This window comes from Coriobacteriia bacterium, assembly GCA_034370385.1.
Lineage (GTDB): Bacteria > Actinomycetota > Coriobacteriia > Anaerosomatales > PHET01 > JAXMKZ01.
The window spans coordinates 90,572-112,699 of sequence record JAXMKZ010000022.1 but is presented as its reverse complement, the minus strand read 5'-3'; the positions used below and the strand labels follow the sequence as shown (position 1 = coordinate 112,699).

22 protein-coding genes and 1 tRNA gene are annotated in these 22,128 nt (G+C 64.7%); 20 read left to right on the top strand and 3 right to left on the bottom strand.

Annotated features, from left to right (window positions below; genetic code table 11):
* Window positions 1-156: 156 nt before the first annotated feature.
* The 5 genes from U1E26_05390 to U1E26_05370 all read left to right on the top strand — a co-directional run bounded on the left by U1E26_05390 (window position 157) and on the right by U1E26_05370 (window position 5,046).
* Window positions 157-1,644, top strand: coding sequence for a sugar transferase (locus U1E26_05390; GenBank protein MDZ4169069.1), 1,488 nt, complete (start codon window positions 157-159; stop codon window positions 1,642-1,644).
* Window positions 1,645-1,687: 43 nt separating this feature from the next.
* Window positions 1,688-2,770, top strand: a complete 1,083-nt coding sequence (gene wecB, locus U1E26_05385; protein ID MDZ4169068.1) for a UDP-N-acetylglucosamine 2-epimerase (non-hydrolyzing) — start codon at window positions 1,688-1,690, stop codon at window positions 2,768-2,770.
* 65 nt (window positions 2,771-2,835) lie between these two features.
* Window positions 2,836-3,927 carry a UDP-N-acetylglucosamine 2-epimerase (non-hydrolyzing) gene (wecB, locus tag U1E26_05380; protein MDZ4169067.1) on the top strand — a complete coding sequence of 364 codons (1,092 nt, stop codon included), beginning with the start codon at window positions 2,836-2,838 and terminating at the stop codon, window positions 3,925-3,927.
* Between the two features lie 33 nt (window positions 3,928-3,960).
* Window positions 3,961-4,938: a UDP-glucose 4-epimerase GalE gene (gene galE / locus U1E26_05375; protein MDZ4169066.1), complete on the top strand. Its 978-nt coding sequence runs from the start codon at window positions 3,961-3,963 to the stop codon at window positions 4,936-4,938.
* Window positions 4,939-4,971: 33 nt separating this feature from the next.
* A tRNA-Val gene (locus tag U1E26_05370) sits at window positions 4,972-5,046 on the top strand.
* A gap of 226 nt (window positions 5,047-5,272) precedes the next feature.
* On the opposite strand, the gene U1E26_05365 is transcribed toward U1E26_05370, so the two are convergent.
* Entirely contained in the window at window positions 5,273-5,947 is a 675-nt protein-coding gene (locus U1E26_05365; GenBank protein ID MDZ4169065.1) for a DUF2510 domain-containing protein, read from the bottom strand.
* Between the two features lie 298 nt (window positions 5,948-6,245).
* Between U1E26_05365 and U1E26_05360 the strand changes: the two genes are divergently transcribed.
* On the top strand, window positions 6,246-6,671 hold the full coding sequence (locus U1E26_05360) for a putative toxin-antitoxin system toxin component, PIN family (GenBank protein ID MDZ4169064.1): 426 nt from the start codon (window positions 6,246-6,248) through the stop codon (window positions 6,669-6,671).
* Window positions 6,668-6,904 carry a DUF6290 family protein gene (locus U1E26_05355; GenBank protein ID MDZ4169063.1) on the top strand — a complete coding sequence of 79 codons (237 nt, stop codon included), beginning with the start codon at window positions 6,668-6,670 and terminating at the stop codon, window positions 6,902-6,904. The genes U1E26_05360 and U1E26_05355 overlap by 4 nt, the downstream gene beginning before the upstream one ends.
* Before the next feature lie 135 nt (window positions 6,905-7,039).
* Here U1E26_05355 and U1E26_05350 read toward each other — a convergent pair whose 3' ends face one another.
* Together U1E26_05350 and U1E26_05345 are read right to left on the bottom strand one after the other, a co-directional pair.
* Complete coding sequence (locus U1E26_05350) at window positions 7,040-7,336, bottom strand: type II toxin-antitoxin system RelE/ParE family toxin (GenBank protein ID MDZ4169062.1); 297 nt, start codon at window positions 7,334-7,336, stop codon at window positions 7,040-7,042.
* Window positions 7,333-7,611, bottom strand: coding sequence for an addiction module protein (locus U1E26_05345; protein MDZ4169061.1), 279 nt, complete (start codon window positions 7,609-7,611; stop codon window positions 7,333-7,335). The genes U1E26_05350 and U1E26_05345 overlap by 4 nt, the downstream gene beginning before the upstream one ends.
* 227 nt (window positions 7,612-7,838) lie before the next feature.
* Here U1E26_05345 and U1E26_05340 point away from each other — a divergent pair, with 227 nt between their 5' ends.
* The 13 genes from U1E26_05340 (at window position 7,839) to U1E26_05280 (ending at window position 21,951) form a co-directional block, all read left to right on the top strand.
* Complete coding sequence (locus tag U1E26_05340; GenBank protein MDZ4169060.1) at window positions 7,839-8,567, top strand: response regulator; 729 nt, start codon at window positions 7,839-7,841, stop codon at window positions 8,565-8,567.
* A 69-nt stretch (window positions 8,568-8,636) separates the two neighbouring features.
* Window positions 8,637-10,688 carry an ABC-F family ATP-binding cassette domain-containing protein gene (locus U1E26_05335; protein ID MDZ4169059.1) on the top strand — a complete coding sequence of 684 codons (2,052 nt, stop codon included), beginning with the start codon at window positions 8,637-8,639 and terminating at the stop codon, window positions 10,686-10,688.
* A 164-nt stretch (window positions 10,689-10,852) separates the two neighbouring features.
* Window positions 10,853-11,212: an NADH-quinone oxidoreductase subunit A gene (locus U1E26_05330; protein ID MDZ4169058.1), complete on the top strand. Its 360-nt coding sequence runs from the start codon at window positions 10,853-10,855 to the stop codon at window positions 11,210-11,212.
* A complete protein-coding gene (locus U1E26_05325; GenBank protein ID MDZ4169057.1) occupies window positions 11,200-11,754 on the top strand; it encodes an NADH-quinone oxidoreductase subunit B family protein in 555 nt (184 codons plus the stop codon). The genes U1E26_05330 and U1E26_05325 overlap by 13 nt, the downstream gene beginning before the upstream one ends.
* Complete coding sequence (locus tag U1E26_05320; GenBank protein MDZ4169056.1) at window positions 11,751-12,221, top strand: NADH-quinone oxidoreductase subunit C; 471 nt, start codon at window positions 11,751-11,753, stop codon at window positions 12,219-12,221. The genes U1E26_05325 and U1E26_05320 overlap by 4 nt, the downstream gene beginning before the upstream one ends.
* A gap of 22 nt (window positions 12,222-12,243) precedes the next feature.
* Complete coding sequence (locus U1E26_05315; GenBank protein MDZ4169055.1) at window positions 12,244-13,389, top strand: NADH-quinone oxidoreductase subunit D; 1,146 nt, start codon at window positions 12,244-12,246, stop codon at window positions 13,387-13,389.
* On the top strand, window positions 13,386-14,348 hold the full coding sequence (locus U1E26_05310) for a complex I subunit 1 family protein (protein MDZ4169054.1): 963 nt from the start codon (window positions 13,386-13,388) through the stop codon (window positions 14,346-14,348). Before U1E26_05315 ends, U1E26_05310 begins: the two co-directional genes overlap by 4 nt.
* A complete protein-coding gene (locus tag U1E26_05305) occupies window positions 14,339-16,396 on the top strand; it encodes an FAD-dependent oxidoreductase (protein ID MDZ4169053.1) in 2,058 nt (685 codons plus the stop codon). The genes U1E26_05310 and U1E26_05305 overlap by 10 nt, the downstream gene beginning before the upstream one ends.
* Window positions 16,396-16,884 carry an NADH-quinone oxidoreductase subunit J gene (locus U1E26_05300; GenBank protein ID MDZ4169052.1) on the top strand — a complete coding sequence of 163 codons (489 nt, stop codon included), beginning with the start codon at window positions 16,396-16,398 and terminating at the stop codon, window positions 16,882-16,884. Before U1E26_05305 ends, U1E26_05300 begins: the two co-directional genes overlap by 1 nt.
* Window positions 16,881-17,174, top strand: a complete 294-nt coding sequence (locus U1E26_05295) for an NADH-quinone oxidoreductase subunit K (protein MDZ4169051.1) — start codon at window positions 16,881-16,883, stop codon at window positions 17,172-17,174. The genes U1E26_05300 and U1E26_05295 overlap by 4 nt, the downstream gene beginning before the upstream one ends.
* The gene (gene nuoL, locus U1E26_05290; protein MDZ4169050.1) at window positions 17,174-19,015 is read left to right on the top strand and encodes an NADH-quinone oxidoreductase subunit L; all 1,842 of its coding nucleotides are present in this window, start codon (window positions 17,174-17,176) and stop codon (window positions 19,013-19,015) included. The genes U1E26_05295 and nuoL overlap by 1 nt, the downstream gene beginning before the upstream one ends.
* A gap of 7 nt (window positions 19,016-19,022) precedes the next feature.
* Window positions 19,023-20,462: an NADH-quinone oxidoreductase subunit M gene (locus U1E26_05285; GenBank protein ID MDZ4169049.1), complete on the top strand. Its 1,440-nt coding sequence runs from the start codon at window positions 19,023-19,025 to the stop codon at window positions 20,460-20,462.
* Between the two features lies 1 nt (window position 20,463).
* Window positions 20,464-21,951, top strand: a complete 1,488-nt coding sequence (locus tag U1E26_05280; protein MDZ4169048.1) for a proton-conducting transporter membrane subunit — start codon at window positions 20,464-20,466, stop codon at window positions 21,949-21,951.
* Window positions 21,952-22,128 lie beyond the last annotated feature (177 nt).

Sequence of the window (22,128 nt, the reverse complement as noted above, 5' to 3'; positions counted from 1 at the left end):
GAACGGTTCAGGCGCGAACCTTATAGGCGCACACGAGAAATGTGAGCAATATCACGGAACGACTGACCGTTCATCCTCACATGCGCCCGTTTGTCGCAAACGCTATAGTGGGGTGTCGCGTCAACCGCCTGTGCACAGCAAAGGAGAGCCCCGTTCATGACCGATGAGGCGCCGGTTCGCGTAGTCCGGCCCGTGGTGCGCTCAGGTGGCAGTCGACGCTCGCGACGCTTTCGGTTGGCGCTGGCGCTCGCGATGGCAGACGCCGCAGCCATCTTCGTGGCGTTGATGCTCGCCACTTGGGTGAGATTTGGCTCCGCTACTGCGCGGGTGGCATTCGACTACACCGATCTGCACATAGCGTTCTGGCAGTTGACGGTCGTCACCGTGCCGCTGTGGGTCGGATTCATCGCGCTGGCGGGTCTGTACGATCTCGATCGCGTGACCTTCGGCATCACGGACTCAGGGCGGATCGCGCGCGCACTGTCTCTCGGTCTTGTCGCACTGATTCTTGTTACCTATATGGCGAGAGTCCCGGGTCTGTCCCGAGCATGGACGCTCCTGGCCTGGGTGTTCTCGATCCTGCTCGTACTGCTGGCAAGAGTCATCTTCTCCGCGGTCCGTTCGGCCGGCCATCGACGTGGTCGCTGGCTGCAGCCGACGCTCATCGTGGGCAGCAACGCCGAATCCGCCGATATCATCAGGGTGCTTCACGCGAGTCCTGAGGCAGGGCTGGTTCCGCTCGGATGTTTGACATCGTCGCAGGCCGAGCGCCTTGAGCTCGACTTCTGTTCCGACGACGTCCCGGTCCTAGGGAGCGCTCGTGAGATCACCGCGGTGCTGGAGGAGTCGTGCGCCCGTACGGTCATCATCGCCTCATCCGCGTTTGACCACGACGTCCTGGCTCGCATGATCGCGGAGCTGCGGGACGCTGACGTCGATGTGCACATCTCCTCGGGACTCTTTGAGGTCCTGACCAGTCGCGTCTTGGTAAGTGAGATCGCCGGCGTCCCGCTCATTACCGTCAAGGGAATCTCCCTGTCACGGGGCAACCTTCTGGTGAAGCGGGTATTCGACCTCGTCATGTGCTCGATCATCGTGGTTCTCGGCGTTCCCGTCTGGATCGCAATCGGCCTTGCGATCAAGCTCACCAGTCCGGGTCCGATCTTCTATGCACAGCAGCGCGTTGGTCGGGCGGGAGAGACGTTCGGCATGCTGAAGTTCAGGTCCATGTACCGGGACGCGGACAGCCGCTTGGCCGATCTCAGGGCTGACAACGAAGCCAGCGGGCCTCTGTTCAAGATGAAGGACGACCCCCGCGTGACCCCCACCGGGAAGTGGCTGCGCAAGTTCTCTCTCGATGAGTTCCCTCAGCTCATCAACGTAGTGCGCGGCGAGATGTCTCTCGTCGGGCCCAGGCCCCCGCTACCCCACGAGGTGGAGAAGTACTCGCCGAATGACTGGAGGCGGCTTGAGGTCGTCCCCGGAATGACGGGGCTGTGGCAGGTGTCCGGGCGCAGCAGCCTGACCTTCGACGAGATGGTACGTCTTGACCTGTTCTACATTGAGAACTGGTCGGTCGGACTCGACCTGACCCTGCTGTTCCGCACGATTCCTGCGGTGCTGTTCGCCCGCGGGGCCTACTGACGACCGCGACACCGTCGGCGTCTGACCGAGAGGACCACTGCGCATGCGATTGATCGTCGTAGTCGGGGCGCGCCCCAACTTCATCAAGGTCGGGCCGCTCATGCCCGCGTTTGCCGCCGCGGGGATCGAGGCCTCCATCGCCCACACCGGTCAGCACTACGATGCGTCGATGTCCGACGTGTTCTTTCGTGACCTCGCGCTTCCCGAGCCGGCTTGGTTTCTCGGTGTGGGATCCGGCACTCACGCGGTGCAGACCGGCAAGGCGATGATCGCGCTGGAGGAGCTCTTGATCCGGGAGCGTCCCGATGCGCTGCTCGTGGTCGGTGACGTGAACTCTACGCTCGCCGGGGCGCTTGCCGCGGTCAAGATCGGGATTCCCGTCGTTCACCTCGAGGCCGGACTGCGCAGTGGGGACATGTCTATGCCCGAAGAGGTGAACCGCCTCGTGACAGACCAGCTGTCGGCGATGCTGCTCACGCCGGTGGCGACGGCTGCGGACAGTCTGCTCGCAGAGGCCTGTGATCCGGCGCGCATCCACTTTGTCGGCAACGTCATGGCCGAGTCCGTACTTCGCCATCTTCCTCAGATTGCCGATCGTGACGTGTGTGGGTCGCAGGGCCTCGTTCCCGAAGCCTACGTGCTCTCCACGGTTCATCGTCCCGAGAACACCGATCACCCGCTGCGTCTTGCCCAGATCATCGCAGCATTTGGAGACATCGGTATGCCGGTGCTGCTGCCGGCGCACCCTCGCACGCGGCCGCTCCTTGAGGCTGCGGGCGTTACGGACGGCGGGCCTGTGCGCGTTGTCGATCCGGTGGGCTACCTGGATATGCTCGCTCTGCAGCGCGATGCCGCCGTCGTGGTCACCGATTCAGGGGGAGTTCAGGAAGAGTCCTGCATGGTGGGGACGCCGTGCGTCACGGTTCGCAGGAATACTGAACGTCAGGTGACCCTTGAGATCGGTTCCAACCGGTTGACCGGCGCGGATCGTGGCGCAATCGGCAGTGCAGTCTCGGCGGCGCTTGCGGGGACTCGCGAGTGGACCGCGCCTGAGCGCTGGGACACTGCGGTGGCCACGCGGGTGGTGGACGCACTTCAGGGCGGAATCCTTCCGCTCAGCGATTAGCTAGCGGCAGACTCGGGAAAGCGTAGGGGAGAGAGTCAACCCCTCTGCCTGCGAGAGAGCTGCCGTTGCGAATCATAGTCGCCCTCGGTGCACGACCGAACGTGGTCAAGGTCGGTCCGCTTCTGCCTGAACTGGCGCGGGCGGGTATTGAGTGCGACGTCGCATTCACGGGTTCGCGGGGAGCCCCCCACGATGATGACTCGGCTGAAGGCCTCTCGTTCTACGGCGTCGACCTCATCACTCCGCGCTGGTTTCTCGATATCGGCACGGGGACTCACGCGATGGAGACCGGCAAGGCCATGGTCGCCTTCGAGGGTCTTTTCGGCCGCGAGCGTCCCGACGCGGCTCTCGTGGTCGGGGACGTGTCTGCAACCCTTGCGGCCGCCGTCTCAGCAGTGAAGGCCGGTGTGCCGGTCATCCACCTCGATGCGGGGTTGCGCTGCGGGGATCTGCGCGTCCCGGAGGAGGTGAACCGGGTTCTCGTATCCCGTATCGCGTCGTTGCATCTGACGCCCACTGAGAGGGCGTTGGAGAACCTGGAAGACGAGGGCGTGGAACCTGAGCGCGTTCACTTCGTCGGTAGCATTCTGGCGGAATCGGTGATCCGACATCTTGATGCGATCGCGGGAATCGACGTGGCTGGAGCATACGGTTTGGTGACCAACGGCTACGCGCTCGGCTGCTTCCATCGTCCTGAGAACCTCGCGGATCCTGCGCGGCTGTCGGCCATACTCGAAGGGCTCGCGGCTCTGCCGCTGCCCGTGCTCGTGCCCGACACGAACGGGCTGCGCGCGGCGATGGCAGAGGCGGGACTGCAGGCCGCTGGAGCCGTGTCAGTGGTAGACGCGGTTCCCTATCGGTCGATGCTGGCGCTGGAGCGCGATGCGGCTGTAGTGCTGACCGACTCCACCGGAGTCCAGGAGGAAGCGTGCTCCATCTGCACACCCTGCATCACGGTGCGCGACTGCACCGAGCAGGTCGCTACCGTGGAGGCTGGCGCCAATCGCCTGGTTTCGGCAGACAGTGATGCGATCATCGAGAGCGTTGCGAACATTCTTGCGGAGCCACCCACGTGGGTGGTGCCCAAACGCTGGGACCGCGCGGTGTCCGACCGTATCGTCCGCGCCATCAAACGCGGAGTGGCCCCGCTCGTGTAGAGTCGGTTTCCGCCATCGACCACAGGAGGCTTCATGCGCGTTCTGCTGACCGGTGCCGCCGGATACATCGGTTCGATCACGACACGTACCCTCCTTGACCGCGGACACGAGTGCATCGTCCTCGACAACCTCGTTCACGGGTGGAGGGAGTCTGTCGATGCGCGGGCGCAGTTCATCGAAGGCTCGGTGGGCGATTCTGAGGTCGTCGCTCGCGCGCTCGATGGGTGCGACGCCGTGGTGCACATGGCCGGTTTGATCGAAGTGGCCGAGTCACAGAAGAATCCCGACCTGTACTTTCGAGTGAACTCCCTCGAGCCGCTGGTGCTCCTTGACGCCATGCGAGCTGCAGACGTCAAGGCACTCGTGTTCTCGTCCACTGCAGCGGTCTACGGCGAGCCCACCCGCGTTCCCATCGCAGAGACGGCACGTACCGAGCCGGTCAACGCCTACGGTGCCAGCAAGCTCGCGTTTGAACGCAGCGTGACGGATTGCGAGTCTTGGGGGCTGCGCGCGGTGCGCTTTCGCTACTTCAACGTGGCCGGCGCGTGGCCCGACGGCTCTGTGGGCGAAGCGCACGCGCCTGAGACGCACCTGATTCCCCGCATACTGACCGCGATCAGGGACGGGGCTGAGCGAGTCGAGGTCTTCGGCGGCGACTACGCCACCAAGGACGGCACGTGCGTCCGCGACTACATCCATGTGTGCGATCTGGCCGCTGCACACGCCTTGGGTATCGAGCGCCTGGGGGCTGGTGAGGACGGCGGGGTTTTCAACCTAGGCAACGGTTCGGGCTTCTCCAACCTCGAGGTGGTGCGGGCGTGCATGCGCGCCGCGGGCCGTGAGATCGAGGTCATGATCGGCCCGCGTCGAGAGGGAGACCCAGCGAAACTCGTCGCATCCGCGGCCCGGGCCAAGTCGGTGCTCGGATGGGTTCCTGAGCGGGCTGAGCTCGATGGCATCGTCGCCGATGCATGGCGATGGCACCTTGCCCACCCGAACGGGTACCGCTAGACTGTTTCCTCGCCGTCTGAGCACGGTGAACACGGGCGATTAACTCAGCGGGAGAGTGCCACCTTCACACGGTGGAAGTCACTGGTTCAAATCCAGTATCGCCCACCATCTGCATTTGAAGGCCCCGGAAGGCTCCCTAGACAGGAGCTCGAAGGGGCCTTTCCACTGGTAGGAGGCTATGTCGCCGTCCTCCACCCCTAGGTTCCAAAGTACCGTCTGGACTACAAAGCCCTGCCCACACATCAAGCGCAAGGATAGAGAGGCCCGACTCCGCGGGCTGGAGCCGGGTCCTTTCTGCATCTCTGGCGAAGGCCTAGCCGAAACCGCGCAGTCTCTATCGCTTCTCTAGAATCGTCAAGGTCCAGTCGCAGTTCGCAGAAGTCACGTCTAGGTAGTACGTCCCAGGATCCTTCACGAGCATCGTGGAGTCCTTCCCGGCTTCACTCACCATGACTTCCGGAAAACCGCCTTCCTTCTGGAGGTTCTGGCCTTCAGGCACGACGTAGATGCCGCATATCAGCGATTCTCCACCCTTCACGGAGTACTTGAGTTCAACCTCCCCGCTGCCGATTTCGAATGTCTTCGATCGCTTGTTCCCTTTCCCGGAAAGGGACGTTACCTTGACCCACTTCGGTTCGGGCTCCGGTTCGGGCTCCGCGGCCGCTGGTTCCTCAGCAGCCGGCTCGACAGATGGCTCTGCGGGAGTCGAGGCGGCAGGCTCGTTCTGTGCAACTGAAGACGGCTCGGAGTCGTTTCCGCCCAACATGTTGCCGACGATCGCAAGCCCTATCAGAACGGCGAGAACGATGAACCACGTCCGCTGATAGACAGGCTTCTTGCCCACTTGCTGGCCGGCCGGAGTAGGTGCGGCCGCCTGTGCGGGTGCAACAGGTTGTGATGGAATGCTGGCGGTTGGTGCGAAGTCTTGAGTCCATGCGGCTCCATTCCAGTACCGCTGTTGCCCTGGGTTCTCCGGATCGGGATACCAGCCAGCAGGCGCGTTGCTCACGCGATCACCCCCATCACTAATGAGCCGTCCCTCCCGAACGACCCTCTGAGCCGCATCATACCTGAACCGGTGGAGTGCCCGTCCGCCCCCATTGCGCTAATGAGCCAACCGGCTCCGAAGTCGTCCACCAAGGCCCACCACTCACATTGAAACGCCCCTTCGGGCCCTCTTCGGAGGAACTCGATGGGGTGTTCTAGCTGGTAGGACGGCGGTCTATGGCAAGCGCTCTACCTGCGCGGTCTTGTCTTCTGTGCCACAGCGGTTTGACCCAAGGTGTGGTATCGCATATGATACCGTTATGGTTGAGCGCATCGTCATCGACACCAGCGTCGCGGTTGCCGGGCTCCGGAGCTCGCAAGGCGCGTCTTTCCGCGTGCTTCAACTCGTCGATACCGGAAACTTCGAGATCGCCCTCTCCGTTCCGCTCGCCCTTGAGTACGAGGATGTACTCAGGCGGGAGAGTACCGGAGTCGGTCTCGCCACAAAGGATGTGGACGTGCTGGTGGAGTACTGGTGCAGCGTGGCCCACCTGCAGGAGATTCACTTCCTGTGGCGCCCGGTATTGAAAGATCCGAAAGACGACCATGTTCTGGAGCTCGCGGTCGCCGCCGGGTGCGGCATGATCGTCACCCACAGCATCCGCGACTTCTCGCGATCGGTCGCTTGGGGCGTTGAAGCGGTTCGGCCCGGTGAGTTCCTACGAAGGATCGGAGTGACATCATGAGCACGATTAGCCTGCGTCTGCCGGAGTCGCTGCACAAGAAGGTGCGCGAGCTCGCCAAGGAGGAGGATGTGTCTATCAATCAGCTCATCACCACCGCCCTGGCGGAGAAGATGGCCGCGCTCATGACGGTTGATTATCTCCGCGAGAGGGGAGCGCTTGGTGATCGGGCGTCGTACGACGCCGTTCTGGCCAAGGTGCCAGACGTCGAGCCGGGCGAGGGAGACGAGCTGTAGGCGTCATGCGCAGCGCGACGCCGATTGAGCTCCGCTCGCTGCGCTTCACTGACCGGCTCGCGGTCAGCCGATGCCACGATGCTGTCCCAGACTCCTGGCGTTCTGCTAGCGAAACGCTTGTTCGACCCACGCGGACTAGTGTCGCCCGCTCCAGTAGTACGGCCTTCTGCTGCCATGCGCAACGGCCAGTATGCGGACGTGACCGCCGACGAAGGAGTAGACAAGTGAGTAAGGAAATCCGTGGACGAGCATTCTACGATTCCGGTCGCGCAGCACCGCGCACGACTCCGGGTACTCGCGAATGTGCGCGATCGCGCTCACCACGGCATCGATGAACAGCGAGCCGAGACCCCGGTGCTCGGTGTCGTAGTACGCGGCCGCCTCGTTGAACTCGTCGGTGGCGACCTCATGAAACGAGTAGGGCGCGATCACCGCAGGCGGGCCCGGGCGTCAGCGATGACCTGGTCACCAGGAATGAGTCGAGCAGTGCCGGCGTCGATTTCTGCATCCCGCCGCGATGCCTCCTCAAGCCACAGATGCTCGATCTCAGATTCGCTGAGGGCGTCCAAGCTGAGAAGGAGATCGGTCGCGAGTTCCGCTCGCTCCGCTGGGCTGAGTTGGCGCGCCACCAGTTTGAGTTCCTCAACGGTCATGGTGAACCTCACGTTCTTCGCGAAGGGCCTGTCGTCATTGTACGACGAGCCCAAGACATCGTCGCTCCCCGTGGCGTTGGGTCGAAAAGAGGAATGTACCGACGCACACGTCGCTTCGCCGCTCTACTGCGTCTAAGTATATCCCCGCCGACAAGCAGCACGGCGCCACCGTCGCGTTCATTCGGTCGCTTCCCTCGGGGCTTCCGCATTCGCGAGTCGGCAGGTATCATTCAGCGCGAGCCGCGGGGGCGGCCCACTACGGGAGAGGCGCACCACGCTCCATGGAGAACAATCATTTCAGCATTCTCGTTGTTGACGATTCAGAGGTTCTGCGCCGACTTGCGGCCGTGACCCTCACGAGTCTGGGCAACTACGAAGTCGATCAGGCGTGCGACGCGGCTGAGGCCCTCGAGTGTCTGATCGACAAAGACTACGACGTCATCATCACCGACTACTACATGCCGGGAATGGATGGGATCGAGTTCATCCGCCGTGTACGTCGGCGCTCTGGCTGTGAGCGTCTTCCCATCCTCATGGTCACCACTGAGCGCGACCCCTTCATCGAAGAAGAGGCACGCGCGGCCGGCGCAGACGAGTTCCTCACCAAGCCGTTCGAGCCGCTTGTGATCCGGGAAACCCTCGATCGCGTGCTGCAGGCAGCCAAGGCGCCCGCGATGTCTCTGCGTATCGATGCTCAGAGCCTGCTCGATTCGCTGCCCTACGCCGCGATGGTTCTCGATCGCCACCACAACGTCATTCTGGGCAACGGGGTCTTCTGGCGTAGCGCCGGAGGGGGTATTGACGATGCGGGTGTCAACTGCGCCCGCGCGATGCATGAAGCGCAGACTGCGCCCGCCAACTGCCCGTTGGACTCTGCCGTTAGCTCCGGAGGCCCCGCCGAGGAGGTAGTGGCCGAGGCAGGTGCTCTCTACCGGGTGTCGGTCTTTCCGATGGCACTCTCCGACGATGAGGGCCAAGCGCTCTACCTGCATCTCACGCAGCCGATCTGAGCTGAAGCCAGACTCCGGCTCGACGGTGAACTCGGGCCTTGGCGCGCACGGTGGTAGAATCCACCGGCTGTGATTCTCACCTGTGACAACCTCACCAAGACCTTCGGCGAGCGGGTTCTGTTCCGCGATGTCTGTTTGCGCGTGGGGGCCAGAGACCGCGTCGCCCTTGTCGGTGCCAACGGTGCGGGCAAGACCACCCTGCTCGACATCATCGCGCGCCGCACCGATGCCGACGAAGGCAGCGTCAACTTCTCCAAGGACGCCGTAGTCGGCTACCTCGAGCAAGAGGCGATCGAGATGGCCGGGCGAAGCGTGCTCGCTGAGGCGCTCACCGCTGCCGAACACGTCACCTCGCTTGAGCATCGGTTGCGACTGCTCGAGGAGCAGATCGCCGAGGCCGACGAGTCTGACCACGAGCGTCTGCTTGCCGAGTACGGGCGGCACCAGGAGCGCTTCGAATCACTGGGAGGCTACACCGTCGAGTCAGAAGCGCGCGCCGTGCTCGGGGGTCTCGGCTTTCGCGAGGCTGACCTGGCCCGGGACGCGAGCGAGTTCTCCGGTGGATGGCTGATGCGCCTGGCGCTGGCCAAGCTTCTTCTCACCAAGCCCGACGTCTTGCTGCTTGACGAGCCCACCAACCACCTTGACCTTGAGAGCGTCACGTGGCTTGAGTCGTTCCTGCGTGGCTACGAGGGCGCGATCGTCATCGTGAGTCACGACCGGGCGTTCATGGACGGCATCGTCGACCGGGTTGCCGAGATCGAGAATCGCCAGCTCACCCTGTACGTGGGCGACTACTCGGCCTATGAGAAGAGCCGCGAGTTGCGGCTTGAGCAACTGCGTGCGCAGCGCGAGGCCCAAGAGAAAGAAATCGCCCACATGCAGGTGTTCGTGGATCGATTCCGCTACAAGAACACCAAGGCTAAGCAGGCCCAGGACCGGATGCGGCGCATCGAGCGCATACGAGCCGAGATGGTCGAGGTACCTGAAGAGCGCAAGAAGGTTCGCTTCGCGTTCCCGCAGCCTCCGCGTACCGGGGAGATGGTCGCCTCGCTCAGTGAGGCGCGCAAGGCATACGGCGACCTTGTGGTCTACGACGGCTTGGACCTGAAGCTGTATCGCGGCGACAAGGTGGCGCTGGTGGGTCCCAACGGCGCGGGCAAGTCCACGCTGCTCAAGATGCTCGCGGGCGTTTTGCCCTTGGACGCCGGAGAGCGGGAACTGGGCGTGCGCGTGGAGACGGCGTACTTCGCTCAGCATCAGCTCCAGGCGTTGAGCCTCTCAAGCACGGTCTATCAGGAGCTCGATGCAGCCGCGCCTGGCTGGACGCAGAGCCAGGTCAGGGGCCTGCTGGGAGCCTTCCTGTTTCATGGCGACGATGTGGACAAGAAGGTGAGCGTGCTCTCAGGCGGAGAGAAGGGCCGGATCGCCCTGGCCAAGATGCTGGTACAGCCGGCACCGTTTCTGTGCCTGGACGAGCCGACGAACCATCTCGACATCGCATCAAGCGACGTTCTTGAGCAAGCGCTTGAGCGCTACGAGGGCACGATTGCGCTGATCACGCATGACAGGCACCTGATCCGCGCGATAGCGAACAAGGTGATCGAGGTCATCGACGGTCGCGTCACGGTGTTCGATGGCGACTACGACTACTACCTGTGGAAGCGTGAGCAGCGCGACGCGGTGGTGGCCCCGGGCTGTGCCCCGGAGCCCACGGCTACTCGCACTCCGGCCCCTGAGGTCTCCGAGGCGCGCGAGGGACGAACGCCCCGCCGGGTTCATGGGCCTGCTGCGGAGCCCGCGAGCTCAGGCGAGTCCGTGATCGGACCAAAGACCCGCGATCAGAAGCGGCTTGAGGCGGACGCCCGCAATCGAGCGTACCGCGCCACCAAGCTGCGCAAAGAGCGCCTTGCGGCGGTTGAGTCCCAGCTTCTGCGTGAGCAGACGCGCTATGACGAGCTGGTCGAAGCGATGGCTGACTCATCGCTGTACTCCGACCGCGTGCGCTTCGACGCCGCGATGGCCGAGTACACGGCTCTGAAGGGCTCGATTCCCGTACTGGAAGGCGAATGGCTCGACCTGTCGGAGCAGATTGCGCTCCTCGAAGCTGACTGCACGTAGTCGCTGCCGGTACGCGAGCCTGCTGGGTGCGGACCGCGTTTCTGAAACCCGTTCTGACCTGCGCATTACCTCGCGCGAACCGGACTTTGTAACAATGTTTACATGCGCAGGGGCTGACGATACACTGTCAATCACTTGGCGTTCTGCGTGAAAGGGGCGGGGGGTTGCCCGGCGGCACTGTCTGGTTTGTGATCGGCTTCTCTCTGGCTGCGACGGCCTTCATCGGCGTCGTGTTCCTTGCTAACGCTCTGCTCTCACCGCGGCGCCCTACGCGGGAAAAGGGCGAACCCTACGAGTGCGGGATGGATCAAGCCGGGGCGCCCTGGTCCGCACAACGCGTGCGCTTCTCCACAGTCGCCATGCTCTTCGTCCTGTTCGACGCAGAAGCGGTGCTCCTCTTCGCCATCGCCACTCAGCTGCGCGGCAGTCTGATAGCCGTTCTCGAGGTTGCCGTCTTCGTCGCTTTTCTTGCTCTCGGGCTTGTCTACGCATGGCGCAAGGGGGCGCTTGAATGGCGCTCGTAGACAAGGTCGGATCCGCCATGGACACCGGTCCGGGTGGGGTGGTGCTCACGAGCGTCGACGCCCTCGTGAATTGGTCGCGGGGGCAGTCGCTGTGGGCGTTTCCGATGGGCACGGCATGCTGTGCTATGGAGCTCATCGCCGCTTCCTTCTCGAAGTTCGACTTCGATCGCCTGGGGACGTTTCCCCGGCCCGATCCTCGCCATACCGACGTCATGATCTTGGCCGGTACCATCACCGAGAAGATGAAGCCCGTGGTCAAGCGTCTCTACGAGCAGATGCCTGACCCGAAGTGGGTCGTCGCCATGGGCAACTGCACCATCTCAGGGGGAATCTTCTACTACGACACGTACTCGGTGGTGCGCGGCGCCGACGAGTTTCTACCGGTTGACGTCTACATCGCAGGGTGTCCGCCGCGGCCGGAGTCTCTGCAGGATGGCATCGTCCAGCTCAGAGAACTCGTGCGCGAGGAGTCGATTTCGCCTGGGCGCCGGCACGAGAGGCGCATGTTGCTGCCTCGACCTGGTGACGGTGAGCACCGGTGACTCACGACGAGATGACGGCGCTTCTGGAGCGCATCGCAGCGCACAACCCCGTGCTTTTCCCCTTGTTCTCACTCGAGTTCGGAGACGCAGTCGTGGGGGTTGAGCGAGGCGAGCTGCTGGCCACCTGCCGTGACCTCTTCGACGCGGGCTTCGATCGGCTGGGTATGGTCACCGCCGTCGACCGCGGCGAGGTCTTCGTTCTCGTCTACCGACTGCACTCCCGCTCGCTGTCAGCGGCCATCTTCGTGAAGACCCAGGTGCCCCGACACGATCCATGGGTGGACACCGTTGTGGACGTGTGGCCTGCGGCCCTGTGGCAGGAGCGAGAGGTCTTTGACCTGTTCGGGGTGGAGTTCCAAGGTCACCCGGACCTGCGGCGCATCCTCCTTCCCGAGGATTTCGTCGGTCATCCCCTTCGCAAGGATTACGACGACCCGCGCATGATTCGTCGACCCGACTACATCTGAGAGAGGGGGTGAACGTAGCACGATGCCCATGACCATCGAATCCAGTCGCCCTGCGTCCACCCCCGACGGCACGCCTGTTGAGGAGCTGGTGGTCAACATCGGTCCCTCGCACCCGTCGACTCACGGTGTCGGCCGCGTGATCGTGCACCTCGACGGGGATATCGTCGTTCGGGCGGAGCCGGTCATCGGCTACCTGCATCGGGGCATCGAGAAGATGGCCGAGAGCCGCACGTACCTACAGGTGGTGCCGCTGACGGATCGGCTGGACTACGTCGGCTCGATGTATGCGAACTGGTCGTACTGCCGCGCTGTCGAGCGCCTTGCGGGGATCCGCGTGCCGGAGCGCGCCGAGTACCTGCGAGTCATCGTGTGCGAGCTTCAGCGCATCGCGAGCCACATGATGGGCATCGGTGCTTCGGCGGCCGATACCGGGGCGTCCACCTTCTTCATCTACGCGTTCGATCACAGGGAGCGCATCGTCGAGCTATTCGAGGAGCTGTGCGGCGCTCGGCTGACCTACAACTATGTTCGGCCCGGGGGCGTCTCCTACGACGCCCCCGAGGGCTGGTTCGACCGCGTCACCGCGTTCACCCAGGCGTTCCGCTACGGTTTCGACGAGTTGGACCAGCTCTACTTCGGCAACGCGATCGCCCGTGGGCGGCTGAAAGGGGTCGGGGTGCTGACCCCGGAGGATGCCGTCGCATGGGGCGCTTCCGGGCCCACTGCGCGTGCCAGCGGCGTCAACTGGGACCTGCGCAAGCACGATCCCTACTCCGTCTACCCTCGCATGGACTTCGATGTCGTCGTCGGCGAGCGAGGCGACGCGTATGACCGGGGCCGTTGCCGCCTGTTCGAGTGTCTGGAGAGTTGCCGCATCATCGATCAGGCGGTCGCCCAGATCTCGGGCGGTCCGGTTCGCACTGAAGGACTTCGCCGGCTGATCGCGCCCAAGCCGGGCGAGGCCTACGATCACATCGAGTCGGCACGGGGTTCACTCGGCATCTATCTCGTGAGTGACGGGACACCGAAGCCGTACCGCATGCACGTCCGCAGTCCGGCGTTCTGCAACCTCGCACTGCTGCCCATGCTCGCCGAAGGGCACACGCTGTCCGATCTCATCGTCGTGCTCGGATCCTTGGACCCCGTGTTCGGGGAGGTGGATCGGTGAGCACCGCAGCTTCGTCGTTCGGCTGGGGAGCCCTGTACGGCCTGGCGGCCTCAGTTGTCATTGCGCTGGGTGCTCTGGTCGGGGTGTGGGGCGAGCGCAAGATCGCGGCGAAGATCCAGATGCGCCTCGGTCCTCAAGAGGCCGGGCCGTTCGGTCTGCTGCAGACGCTGGCCGACACGGTGAAGCTCGTGCTCAAGGAGGATGTGACACCGAACTCGGCCGACGTGCCGGTCTTTCGCACCATGCCGTTTCTGGTGTTCGTTCCCTGCGCTGCGGCGCTTGCGGTCGTGCCGTATGCGGCAGGTTGGTCACCCTTCGGTATCGAGGCGGGAGCCGTCTTCTTCCTCGCCGTCCCCGGCATCAGCGTTTTGGGGATCCTCTTGGCCGGCTGGTCCAGCCGCAACACTCTGGCGTCCATCGGAGGCGTGCGTGCTGCGGCCCAGATGGTCTCCTACGAGCTGCCCCGCACGCTGTCGGTGCTGGCCCTGTGTTTGTTGGCGGGTTCGCTCGACACCGGCGTCATGCGAGCCGAGTGGCGTTGGTGGTGGATCCCGCTCGTCGCCGTGGGTTTCCTCGTCTACTTCATAGCGTCGCTCGCCGAGCTCAACCGGGGGCCTTTCGACCTGCCGGAGGCCGAGTCTGAGCTGGTGGCGGGCTACTTCGCCGACTACTCGGGCATCCGATGGGCGATCTTCATGATGGCCGAGTACGGCGGAGTCGTCGCCGCATCACTTTTCGGCGCCGCCGTGTTCTTCGGTGGAGGGCTGGGGGTTCCCGGCCCGGTCGGTGGCGTGATCTTCGTCGTGCTCGCAGTGCTCATCGCCGTGGCCATGATCTGGGCCAAGTGGACGTTTCCGCGCATGCGGCCCGACCAGCTGATGGGCTTCGCCTGGAAGGTACTCACGCCCCTGGCGCTCGTGCAGCTTCTTCTCGTGGGGGTGGTACTCCCATGGCTCTAGAGACGAAACGGCCGCACGGCTCCGTGCCGGATCGCACACCCACGAGCGTGCGCATCGCCGTGAACGTGACCGATGAGTACGCCCCGGGGATCAGGGGTTTCTTCGAGAAGTGGGCGAGCGCCTTCACCGGTCTGGGCATCACCGCGCGGCGAACCCTGGTCAAGCCGGGCACGTTGCGCTATCCGGCAGAGAAGGTGACGATCTCGCCGCGGTGGCGCGGTGCACTGAAACTCACCGGAATCCTCGGCCGCGACAGCGTCGCACTCATCGAGGGCCCGGCGGGATCCTACAACGACGTCGTTGACTCGCTGTACCGGGCCGATCGCCTGCCTCCGTGCGTGGGCAACTGTCCGGCCAATGTTGACGCCAGAGGCCAGGCCTTTCTCTTGGCCGATGACCTCGTGGCCGAAGCCTATGAGCTGGTGCGTTCGCGCAATGTGATGCCCGGGGTTCTGGGGCGTATCTGCCATCACCCCTGCGAGTCGGCATGCAAGCGCAACTACTACGACGACCCGGTTGCCATCCGGCCCCTTCACCGGGTCGCCTACGAGCGTTACGCCGATCACCGCGAGGAACGGGTCAAGCCACTTCCGATCACGCGAGACGAACGTGTGGCGATCGTCGGTTCAGGCCCGAGTGGGCTGGCTGCGGCCCTTGACCTCATGCAGGCTGGCTTCGAGGTCCACGTCTACGAGAAGGAGCACTCCCCGGGTGGTGCACTCCTGTCCGGCGTGCCGGCGTACCGCCTGCCTCGTGACGTTCTGGCGCAGGAGATCGCCGATCTTCAATCCATGGGAATGCGGCTTGTGACCGGTGTGCAGATCGGCGTGGACGTGCCCATCGACCACCTGGTGGGCGAATACGAGGCGGTGCTGATCGCCGCGGGGCTTCAGGTGAGTCGGCTTCTGCCCATACCGGGGGCCGACGCGGAGGGTGTCTGGGGCGCGCTCGACTTTCTCAAGGCGGGCAACGGGAAGGGCGACTGCGGCGCCAAGGGCAAGCGAGTGCTTGTCATCGGCGGAGGCAATGTCGCGGTCGATTGCGCCCGTGTCGCGCTGCGATGTGGTGCTGCCGAGGTGACCCTCTCGTCGCTCGAGTCGATGGACGAGCTTCCTGCCCATCCCTGGGAGATCGAAGAAGCGCTCGATGAAGGCGTTGTGGCGATGTGCTCTTACGGGCCCAACAAGGTGCTCGTTGCCGACGGACAGACCACCGGCATGCGTCTGCAGAGCTGCCTGTCGGTGTTCGACGCCCAGGGACGCTTCGCGCCGGTGTTTGCCGAGGAGTTCACCGACCTTTCGGCCGACGTCGTGGTCTTTGCCGTGGGCCAGGCCCCCGATCTATCGGGCTTGGTGGCCGGGAGCGATCTGGTGCTCACCGAGCGCGGGCTGCTGCCGGTTGACGGCACCCTGATGACGACGCAGGTCCGCGGCATCTTCGCCTGCGGTGAAGTCGTGACCGGGCCGGGTTCGGCCATCGCATCCATAGCGAGCGGGCATGAGGCGGCCACATCGATTCTTCGCCACCTCGACGGGGTAGACCTCGGTGCGGACCGCGTGTATCGGCCGGTGCCCGTCTACCCGCGTTATCAGTCGGCCACGCTGGACGGTGTCGAGGTGGCCAGGAGGCGCACCGAAATGCCGATGGCCAAGGGCACCGATCGTGCCCGGGACTTCCGTCAAGTAGAACTCGGCTTCACCCATCTCGAGGGGCTCGCTGAGGCGGCGCGGTGCTTGAGATGTGCCTCTGAGGTCTGTGTCGGATGCACGTTCTGCGCCCGGACGTGCCCGGACTACGCGATAGCGGTCGAACGCATCGACGACCCCGGAGAGCGTTCCGTGACGCGCTTCGACCTGGACCTGTCGAAGTGCTGCTTCTGCGGCTTGTGTGCCGAGCAGTGCCCGACCGATGCGCTGCACCACACCGGTCAGTACGAGCTCAGCTTCTACCAGCGCGAGTACACGGTGTTCGACAAGGAAGAGATGGTGCGCTCCGGTGACGGGTATCGTGCCACTGGTCGGGACGCCCCTAGAGCGGGTGAGGCCTGATGGGAGCCACGGTGCTCTTCTGGCTTCTCGCCCTTCTGGCGGTTGGCGGCGCGCTCAGCGTTCTGCTGACGCGTGATGTGATGCGTCTCGGGCTTGGGCTCGGAGCGTTTCTGCTGGCTTTGGCCGGATACTTCGCGGCCTTCGGCTTCGGCTTCCTCGCGCTGGCGCAGATCTTCCTCTACGTCGGCGGCGTTCTCGTCCTCATCGTGTTCGCCATCATGCTCATCCACCGGGACCAGCCCGGTTCGCCCAGTCTCCAGTCGCGACACGACCCGATCGCCGCCGTGGCCGCCATCGGGATCTCGGTGCTGCTCGCGGCGGTTCTCCGTCCACTCGTCATCGACGGGCCCGCGGCCGCACCGAGCGGTGTGGATGCCCTCGGTGCGGAGCTGCTGGGTCGGATGCTTCCGCAGTTCGAAGTCGCGGGGCTCCTCCTGCTGGCCGCCTTGGTCGCGGTTGTCACCCTCACCGGCGGTGATGACGAATGAGCTCGGTGATACTCGCCTGCGCGCTCTTCGGCATCGGTCTGTACGGCACGCTCGTGCGACGAGACCTCATTGCGGTGCTCGCATGCGTCGAGGTGATGATGGGCGCTGCGCTACTGCTCCTGCTGGCGCTGGGCTCGAACCTGGGCGGGGGCGCCGCCATCGAAGCGATCGGAGTGCTGGTCCTTGTTCTGGCTGCTGCTGAGGCGGCCGTCGGGCTTGCATTGGTCGTGGTTGCGGCGCGCGTACTAGGAACCACCAGGCTCGACGAGATCGACGAGGTGCGCGGATGATGAGCGCACTGGTGTCGAACGCCTGGATCGTGGTCGTCGGGCCGATTCTGATCGCCCTGCTGGGGGCGCTGGTCGTGCGCGGCCAGGGGCTTGTAGCGCCGGCGCTGGCGGCCACGGGCCCGCTTGCCACCGTCGCGGTCGCGCTCGCAGCACTCGTATCTCTGCCGGCCGGCGGGCACGCGGAGGCGGGTACCCGATTGGCCGAGGGGTCGGTGACGTGGTTCGCCACGAGTACCGCGTCTCTTCAGCTGGCCTGGGCGGTAGATGCGCTCACGGGGTGGATGCTGCTGGTGGTTGGCGTGGTTGCCACGTGCGTCGTGGTCTTCTCCATCGGATACCTCAGCGGCGATTCAGGGTGGGGGAGGTACTTCGCGCTCATCTCCCTGTTCACCGGTGCGATGAACCTTCTTGTCATTGCAGACTCCTTCACCGCGCTGTTCGTGGGCTGGGAGCTTGTCGGCGCCTGTTCGTACCTCCTCATCGGATTCTGGTATCAGAAGCCCGCGGCGGCTGCCGCTGCGACCAAGGCCTTTCTCACGACGCGCGTGGGTGATGTGGGCTTGCTCGTGGCCATAGCGGTGCTCTGGGTGGCCACCGGCACCGACTCCTACTCGGGCGTCATGTCGCAGTTGGGCGCTCTGCCGGCCGCCACCATCAACCTGGCTGCGGTCGGTCTTGCCATCGGCGCGATGGGAAAGTCCGCGCAGTTCCCGTTGCACGCATGGTTGCCGGACGCCATGGAGGGGCCGACGCCGATCTCGGCCTTGATCCACGCTGCAACGATGGTTGCTGCCGGTGTCTTCCTGGTGGTCAGGGTGTGGCCGCTCTTCGAGGCTTCGGCTCAGGCTACGTCCCTTCTGCTTGCGGTGGGATTGGTCTCGGCTCTGGGTGCGGCACTGGTGGCGACCGTCCAGCGAGACATCAAGAAGGTCCTGGCCTACTCGACCGTCTCGCAGCTGGGATTCATGTTCGCGGCGCTCGGCGTCGGAGCACCTGAAGCAGCATTCTTCCACCTGATGACGCACGCGGCGTTCAAGGGGCTGCTGTTCCTTGTCTCGGGCAGCGTCATCCACGGCGCAGGCACGCAGGACCTGCACGAGATGGGCGGGCTGCGTCGTGCCATGCCGATCACCTTCGCCGCATGGAGCATCGGGGTTCTGGCGCTGGCGGGCGTGGTCCCGTTGTCCGGGTTCTTCAGCAAGGACGCCATTCTCGAAGCCGTGTGGCACGCGAGTCCGCTCGCGGGTGGTGTGCTGTTCGCAGCGAGCCTGCTGACCGCGTTTTACGCCGCGCGAGCTACGCGGTTGGCCTTCTTCGGGTCTGCGGTGCCCGGGGCGCACGCACACGAATCCCCTCCGATCATGCTGGTGCCGCTCGTCGCGCTGGTGCTGCCTGCGGCGGTTGCGGGCAGCGGGATGGGCATCGTCTCGTCCTCGCTGGGCGCCCAGCATGCGCCGCTGGCCATCGGTGTGTCTGCGGCAGCACTTCTGCTCGCGGCCATCGGGGGGATCGCGGGGTGGATGTCGTCTGCAGGACCTGCCCGCGATGGGGTCACGCGTGCACGCTGGGGAGGTGCTGGCGACACGATCGCGTCGGCCTACTACTGGGACGCGCTGGTGGATCGCGCCATCGTGCGCCCCACGGTCGGTCTCTCGCGCGGGCTGTGGGCGTGGGGTGATCGGCTGATCGCTGACGGCTGGGTCGAGGGACTCGCGCGTGCGGTTACCTCGATCTCATCCGGCGTGCGCCGACTGCAGTCCGGCGACGCTCAGGCGTATGCGTCGGTGATAGCCGCTTCGGTGGCGATCATTCTTGCAGCTACGATCTGGCTGGGGAGGTAGCGGCGCGATGGTCGTACTGGATCTGATCGTTCTCGTGCCGCTGGTGCTGGCTGTGGTGTCTGCCGTGGCCGGGCGCAGATGTCCGGGATGTCCGCGTTGGCTCGCGTTGGGCGGGGCTGCCCTTCAGGCCGCGATGATCGCCGTGGTTGCTCCATCCGTGGTCGCGGGTGAGGTGCTCACCGGGCTTCCAGCGGGAGCGGGTCAGATCGTGTGGTCTCTGCGCCTCGACGGGCTCGCTCTGCCGTTCGTGGCGCTGACGGCATTGATCGGCCTTGCGGCTGCTTCGGCGTCATGGGGCGAGAGCAGGCGTCCAGGCGGCCATTTCGCGTTGCTACTTCTGCTTCAAGCCGCCCTCGGCGCGGTGTTCATGGCCGACAGCCTTCTGTTGTTCTACATCGCCTGGGAGTCGGTTCTCGTGCCGATGTTCCTGCTCATCGGGGGCTGGGGTTCTGCGGATGCGCGCCGTGCTTCGATGAAGTTTCTCGTCTACACGTTTGCCGGAGGCGCGGTGCTGCTGGCTGCGATTCTGATGGCGCTTGTCCGGGTCGGAAGCACCTCCATCCACACCATCTCCGAGGCTGGCGGCGTTCCGGGGATGCCCGCATGGTTCTTCTGGGTCATCGCCTTCGGGCTTCTCGTCAAGGTGCCCGTGGTCCCGTTGCACACGTGGCTGCCCGATGCGCACACCGAGGCGCCCACCGCGGGGTCGATCATCCTTGCGGGCGTCCTGCTCAAGATGGGCGGATACGGCCTGATGCGTGTTGCCGTGCCGTTCGCACCGCAGGGCTTCGCTTCGGCAGCGGATGTCTTGGCGGCCTTGGGGCTCGTGGGTATCGTCTGGGGAGCCGCCACGGCGCTCGTACAGACCGACCTGAAGCGCCTGATCGCCTACTCTTCGGTTGCCCACATGGGCTTTGCTACCCTGGCCATCGCCGTGGCGACCCCGGCTTCGTGGGCCGCGGCCGTTGTTGTGATGGTCAGCCACGGATTCGTGGCGGGCATGCTGTTCCTGCTTGTGGGCGTGTTGTACGAGCGCGTTCACACTCGGGAGCTGTCTGCCTTCGGAGGGCTGGGCTCGATCATGCCTCGCTGGGGGACGGCGTTCGTCTTCGCAGCGCTTGCCTCTGCCGGGTTGCCCGGGCTCTCTGGCTTCCCGGGCGAGTTCATGACGTTTCTGGAGGCGTTCCGCAGCTACGGTGCGTGGATGTTACTCGCGGGTGGGGGAGTCATCCTCGCTGCTGCGTACAATCTGCGTGCTGTCAGGTCGGCGGTACAAGGACCACCGGGAGAGTTCACCGCTCTGCGGGATCTCGGTACGCGCGAGACCCTGACGGTGGCTGCCCTCGCCGTAGCCATCGTGCTGATCGGCCTGGCCCCCCACCTCATCACCGGTGTCGTGGATGCCGTCTTGAGCGGGTCTTCGTGGCTCACAAGCGGGGGAGTGTGACATGGAGGCCACTGCGTTGTTCTGGCTCATGGTCGCGCCCGCTCTGACGGGTTGCGTGCTGGCTCTGATGGCGGATGCCTTCGGCTCCCGAGAATCACACGCTTCGAGCGCCATAGCAGCAGCACTGCTTGGCGCCGCGGGGCTCGCCGGAGTGGTCGGTGGTGCGACGACGGCACCCACCCCAGTCTACGAGACGTTCTCGGTGGGTGGCGCGCAGTCGACGGTCTCGGGGCTGATCCTTGCGCTGACCGGCGCAGCGGTCGCCTCACTTCTCGGTTCCAAGGTGGCGTGGCGAGGGAGAGTCACCGTGCTCGCGGCTCTGGCTGCCACCGCCGGCGTCCTTGCCGCGTCGTCCACAGACCTCGTCCTGACGTTTCTTGCCCTCGAGACGGTTTCCGTATGCGCCTACGCTCTTGTCGGGGCATCGCGCAGTAGGGCTTCGTCCGAGTCAGCCCTGAAGTACTTCGTCCAAGGGGCCGTTGCGACGGCTGTTCTCGTCATGGGTATCGGTGTGCTGAGCGCCGTGACACGCGGTGATGCCGCGTACTCCTCGTTGAGCAAGACGGTTCTGATCGCCGGGGTCACGATTCCGATTGTCGCCGGCTTCGCTCTGGTCTTTGTCGGTCTCGCCTTCAAGGTCGGTCTTGCTCCGTTTCACACGTGGGCCCCTGACGCCTATCAGTGCGCCCCGGCCCCGGCGGCAGGTGTCCTCGCGGGACCTGCGAAACTCGCGGCCGGAAGCGCGTTGGCCATCTTCTTCTTCAGCGCGGTCCCCGCTTCTGAGGCTGTATTCGAGTCTGGTTCGGCGATGGGCGATCTGCTGCCGATACTGGGTGTGATCGCAGCCCTATCGATGGTGTGGGGATCGCTCGGGGCCCTGGGTCAGGGATCGTACACGCGGATGCTCGGGTACGCCGCGATCGCCCAGGCCGGTTACGCGTTGGTTGCCGTGGTTTCGCTCAATCCGGGCGCGGCCATCATGCAGCTGAGCCTGTACGCCCTGGGGTCGGTCGCAGCGTTCGTCGGGGCGTTCGCCGTGACGTCGGTGCGTCCGGAGTGGGATGGCTCGATCGCCGGTCTCAAAGGGGTCGCCCGAGCCCATCCGCTGCTTGGGGCCAGCATCGCGCTTGCCATGGTCTCTCTTGTCGGCATCCCGCCCCTGGCGGGGTTCTGGGGCAAGTTCCAGGTGTTTGGCGCCGCCGTGTCGGCTTCTTCGGCCCTTGGCGCACGCGGGCTGGACGTAGCCTCCTGGTGCTACGCGGGCCTCGTTGTCGTGGGTATTGCCTCGTCGGTCGTCTCCGTCGCCTATTACGGGGCCGTCGTCAGAGCCCTGTACTCGGGTGAGGGGGAGTCGTCCGATGCGGCTGATTCCGGCGGCCTCACGGTGCCGATCGTGGTGACCTGCGTGCTGGCTGGGGCGTTGCTCGTGATCGGCTGGGTGCCCTTCCTCCTTGGACTGGAAGCGCCCCTGCGACTCTTCGCCCTTTAGGCGGCTTCCTGAATGCACGTAAAGGGACTCTTGAGGAGTCTTGTTCTGGGGTGATAGAATCGTCAACAAGTTGCATGCGAATGCAACCCCTTACCCCTGAGCCTCAAGGTGCCGGCCTTGGGGCTCCCCCTTTTTTGGGGTAGGTGACGACCACCCGGCGTGCGCGGCGTCACAGAA

What these genes read in the sequence shown, in the direction of transcription:
- U1E26_05390 (MDZ4169069.1), top strand. Translation starts at nt 157, where the DNA reads ATGACCGATGAGGCGCCGGTTCGCGTAGTCCGGCCCGTGGTGCGCTCA.
- wecB (MDZ4169068.1), top strand. Translation starts at nt 1,688, where the DNA reads ATGCGATTGATCGTCGTAGTCGGGGCGCGCCCCAACTTCATCAAGGTC.
- galE (MDZ4169066.1), top strand. Translation starts at nt 3,961, where the DNA reads ATGCGCGTTCTGCTGACCGGTGCCGCCGGATACATCGGTTCGATCACG.
- U1E26_05360 (MDZ4169064.1), top strand. Translation starts at nt 6,246, where the DNA reads ATGGTTGAGCGCATCGTCATCGACACCAGCGTCGCGGTTGCCGGGCTC.
- U1E26_05355 (MDZ4169063.1), top strand. Translation starts at nt 6,668, where the DNA reads ATGAGCACGATTAGCCTGCGTCTGCCGGAGTCGCTGCACAAGAAGGTG.
- U1E26_05340 (MDZ4169060.1), top strand. Translation starts at nt 7,839, where the DNA reads ATGGAGAACAATCATTTCAGCATTCTCGTTGTTGACGATTCAGAGGTT.
- U1E26_05325 (MDZ4169057.1), top strand. Translation starts at nt 11,200, where the DNA reads ATGGCGCTCGTAGACAAGGTCGGATCCGCCATGGACACCGGTCCGGGT.
- U1E26_05315 (MDZ4169055.1), top strand. Translation starts at nt 12,244, where the DNA reads ATGCCCATGACCATCGAATCCAGTCGCCCTGCGTCCACCCCCGACGGC.
- U1E26_05305 (MDZ4169053.1), top strand. Translation starts at nt 14,339, where the DNA reads ATGGCTCTAGAGACGAAACGGCCGCACGGCTCCGTGCCGGATCGCACA.
- U1E26_05300 (MDZ4169052.1), top strand. Translation starts at nt 16,396, where the DNA reads ATGGGAGCCACGGTGCTCTTCTGGCTTCTCGCCCTTCTGGCGGTTGGC.
- U1E26_05295 (MDZ4169051.1), top strand. Translation starts at nt 16,881, where the DNA reads ATGAGCTCGGTGATACTCGCCTGCGCGCTCTTCGGCATCGGTCTGTAC.
- nuoL (MDZ4169050.1), top strand. Translation starts at nt 17,174, where the DNA reads ATGAGCGCACTGGTGTCGAACGCCTGGATCGTGGTCGTCGGGCCGATT.
- U1E26_05285 (MDZ4169049.1), top strand. Translation starts at nt 19,023, where the DNA reads ATGGTCGTACTGGATCTGATCGTTCTCGTGCCGCTGGTGCTGGCTGTG.
- U1E26_05280 (MDZ4169048.1), top strand. Translation starts at nt 20,464, where the DNA reads ATGGAGGCCACTGCGTTGTTCTGGCTCATGGTCGCGCCCGCTCTGACG.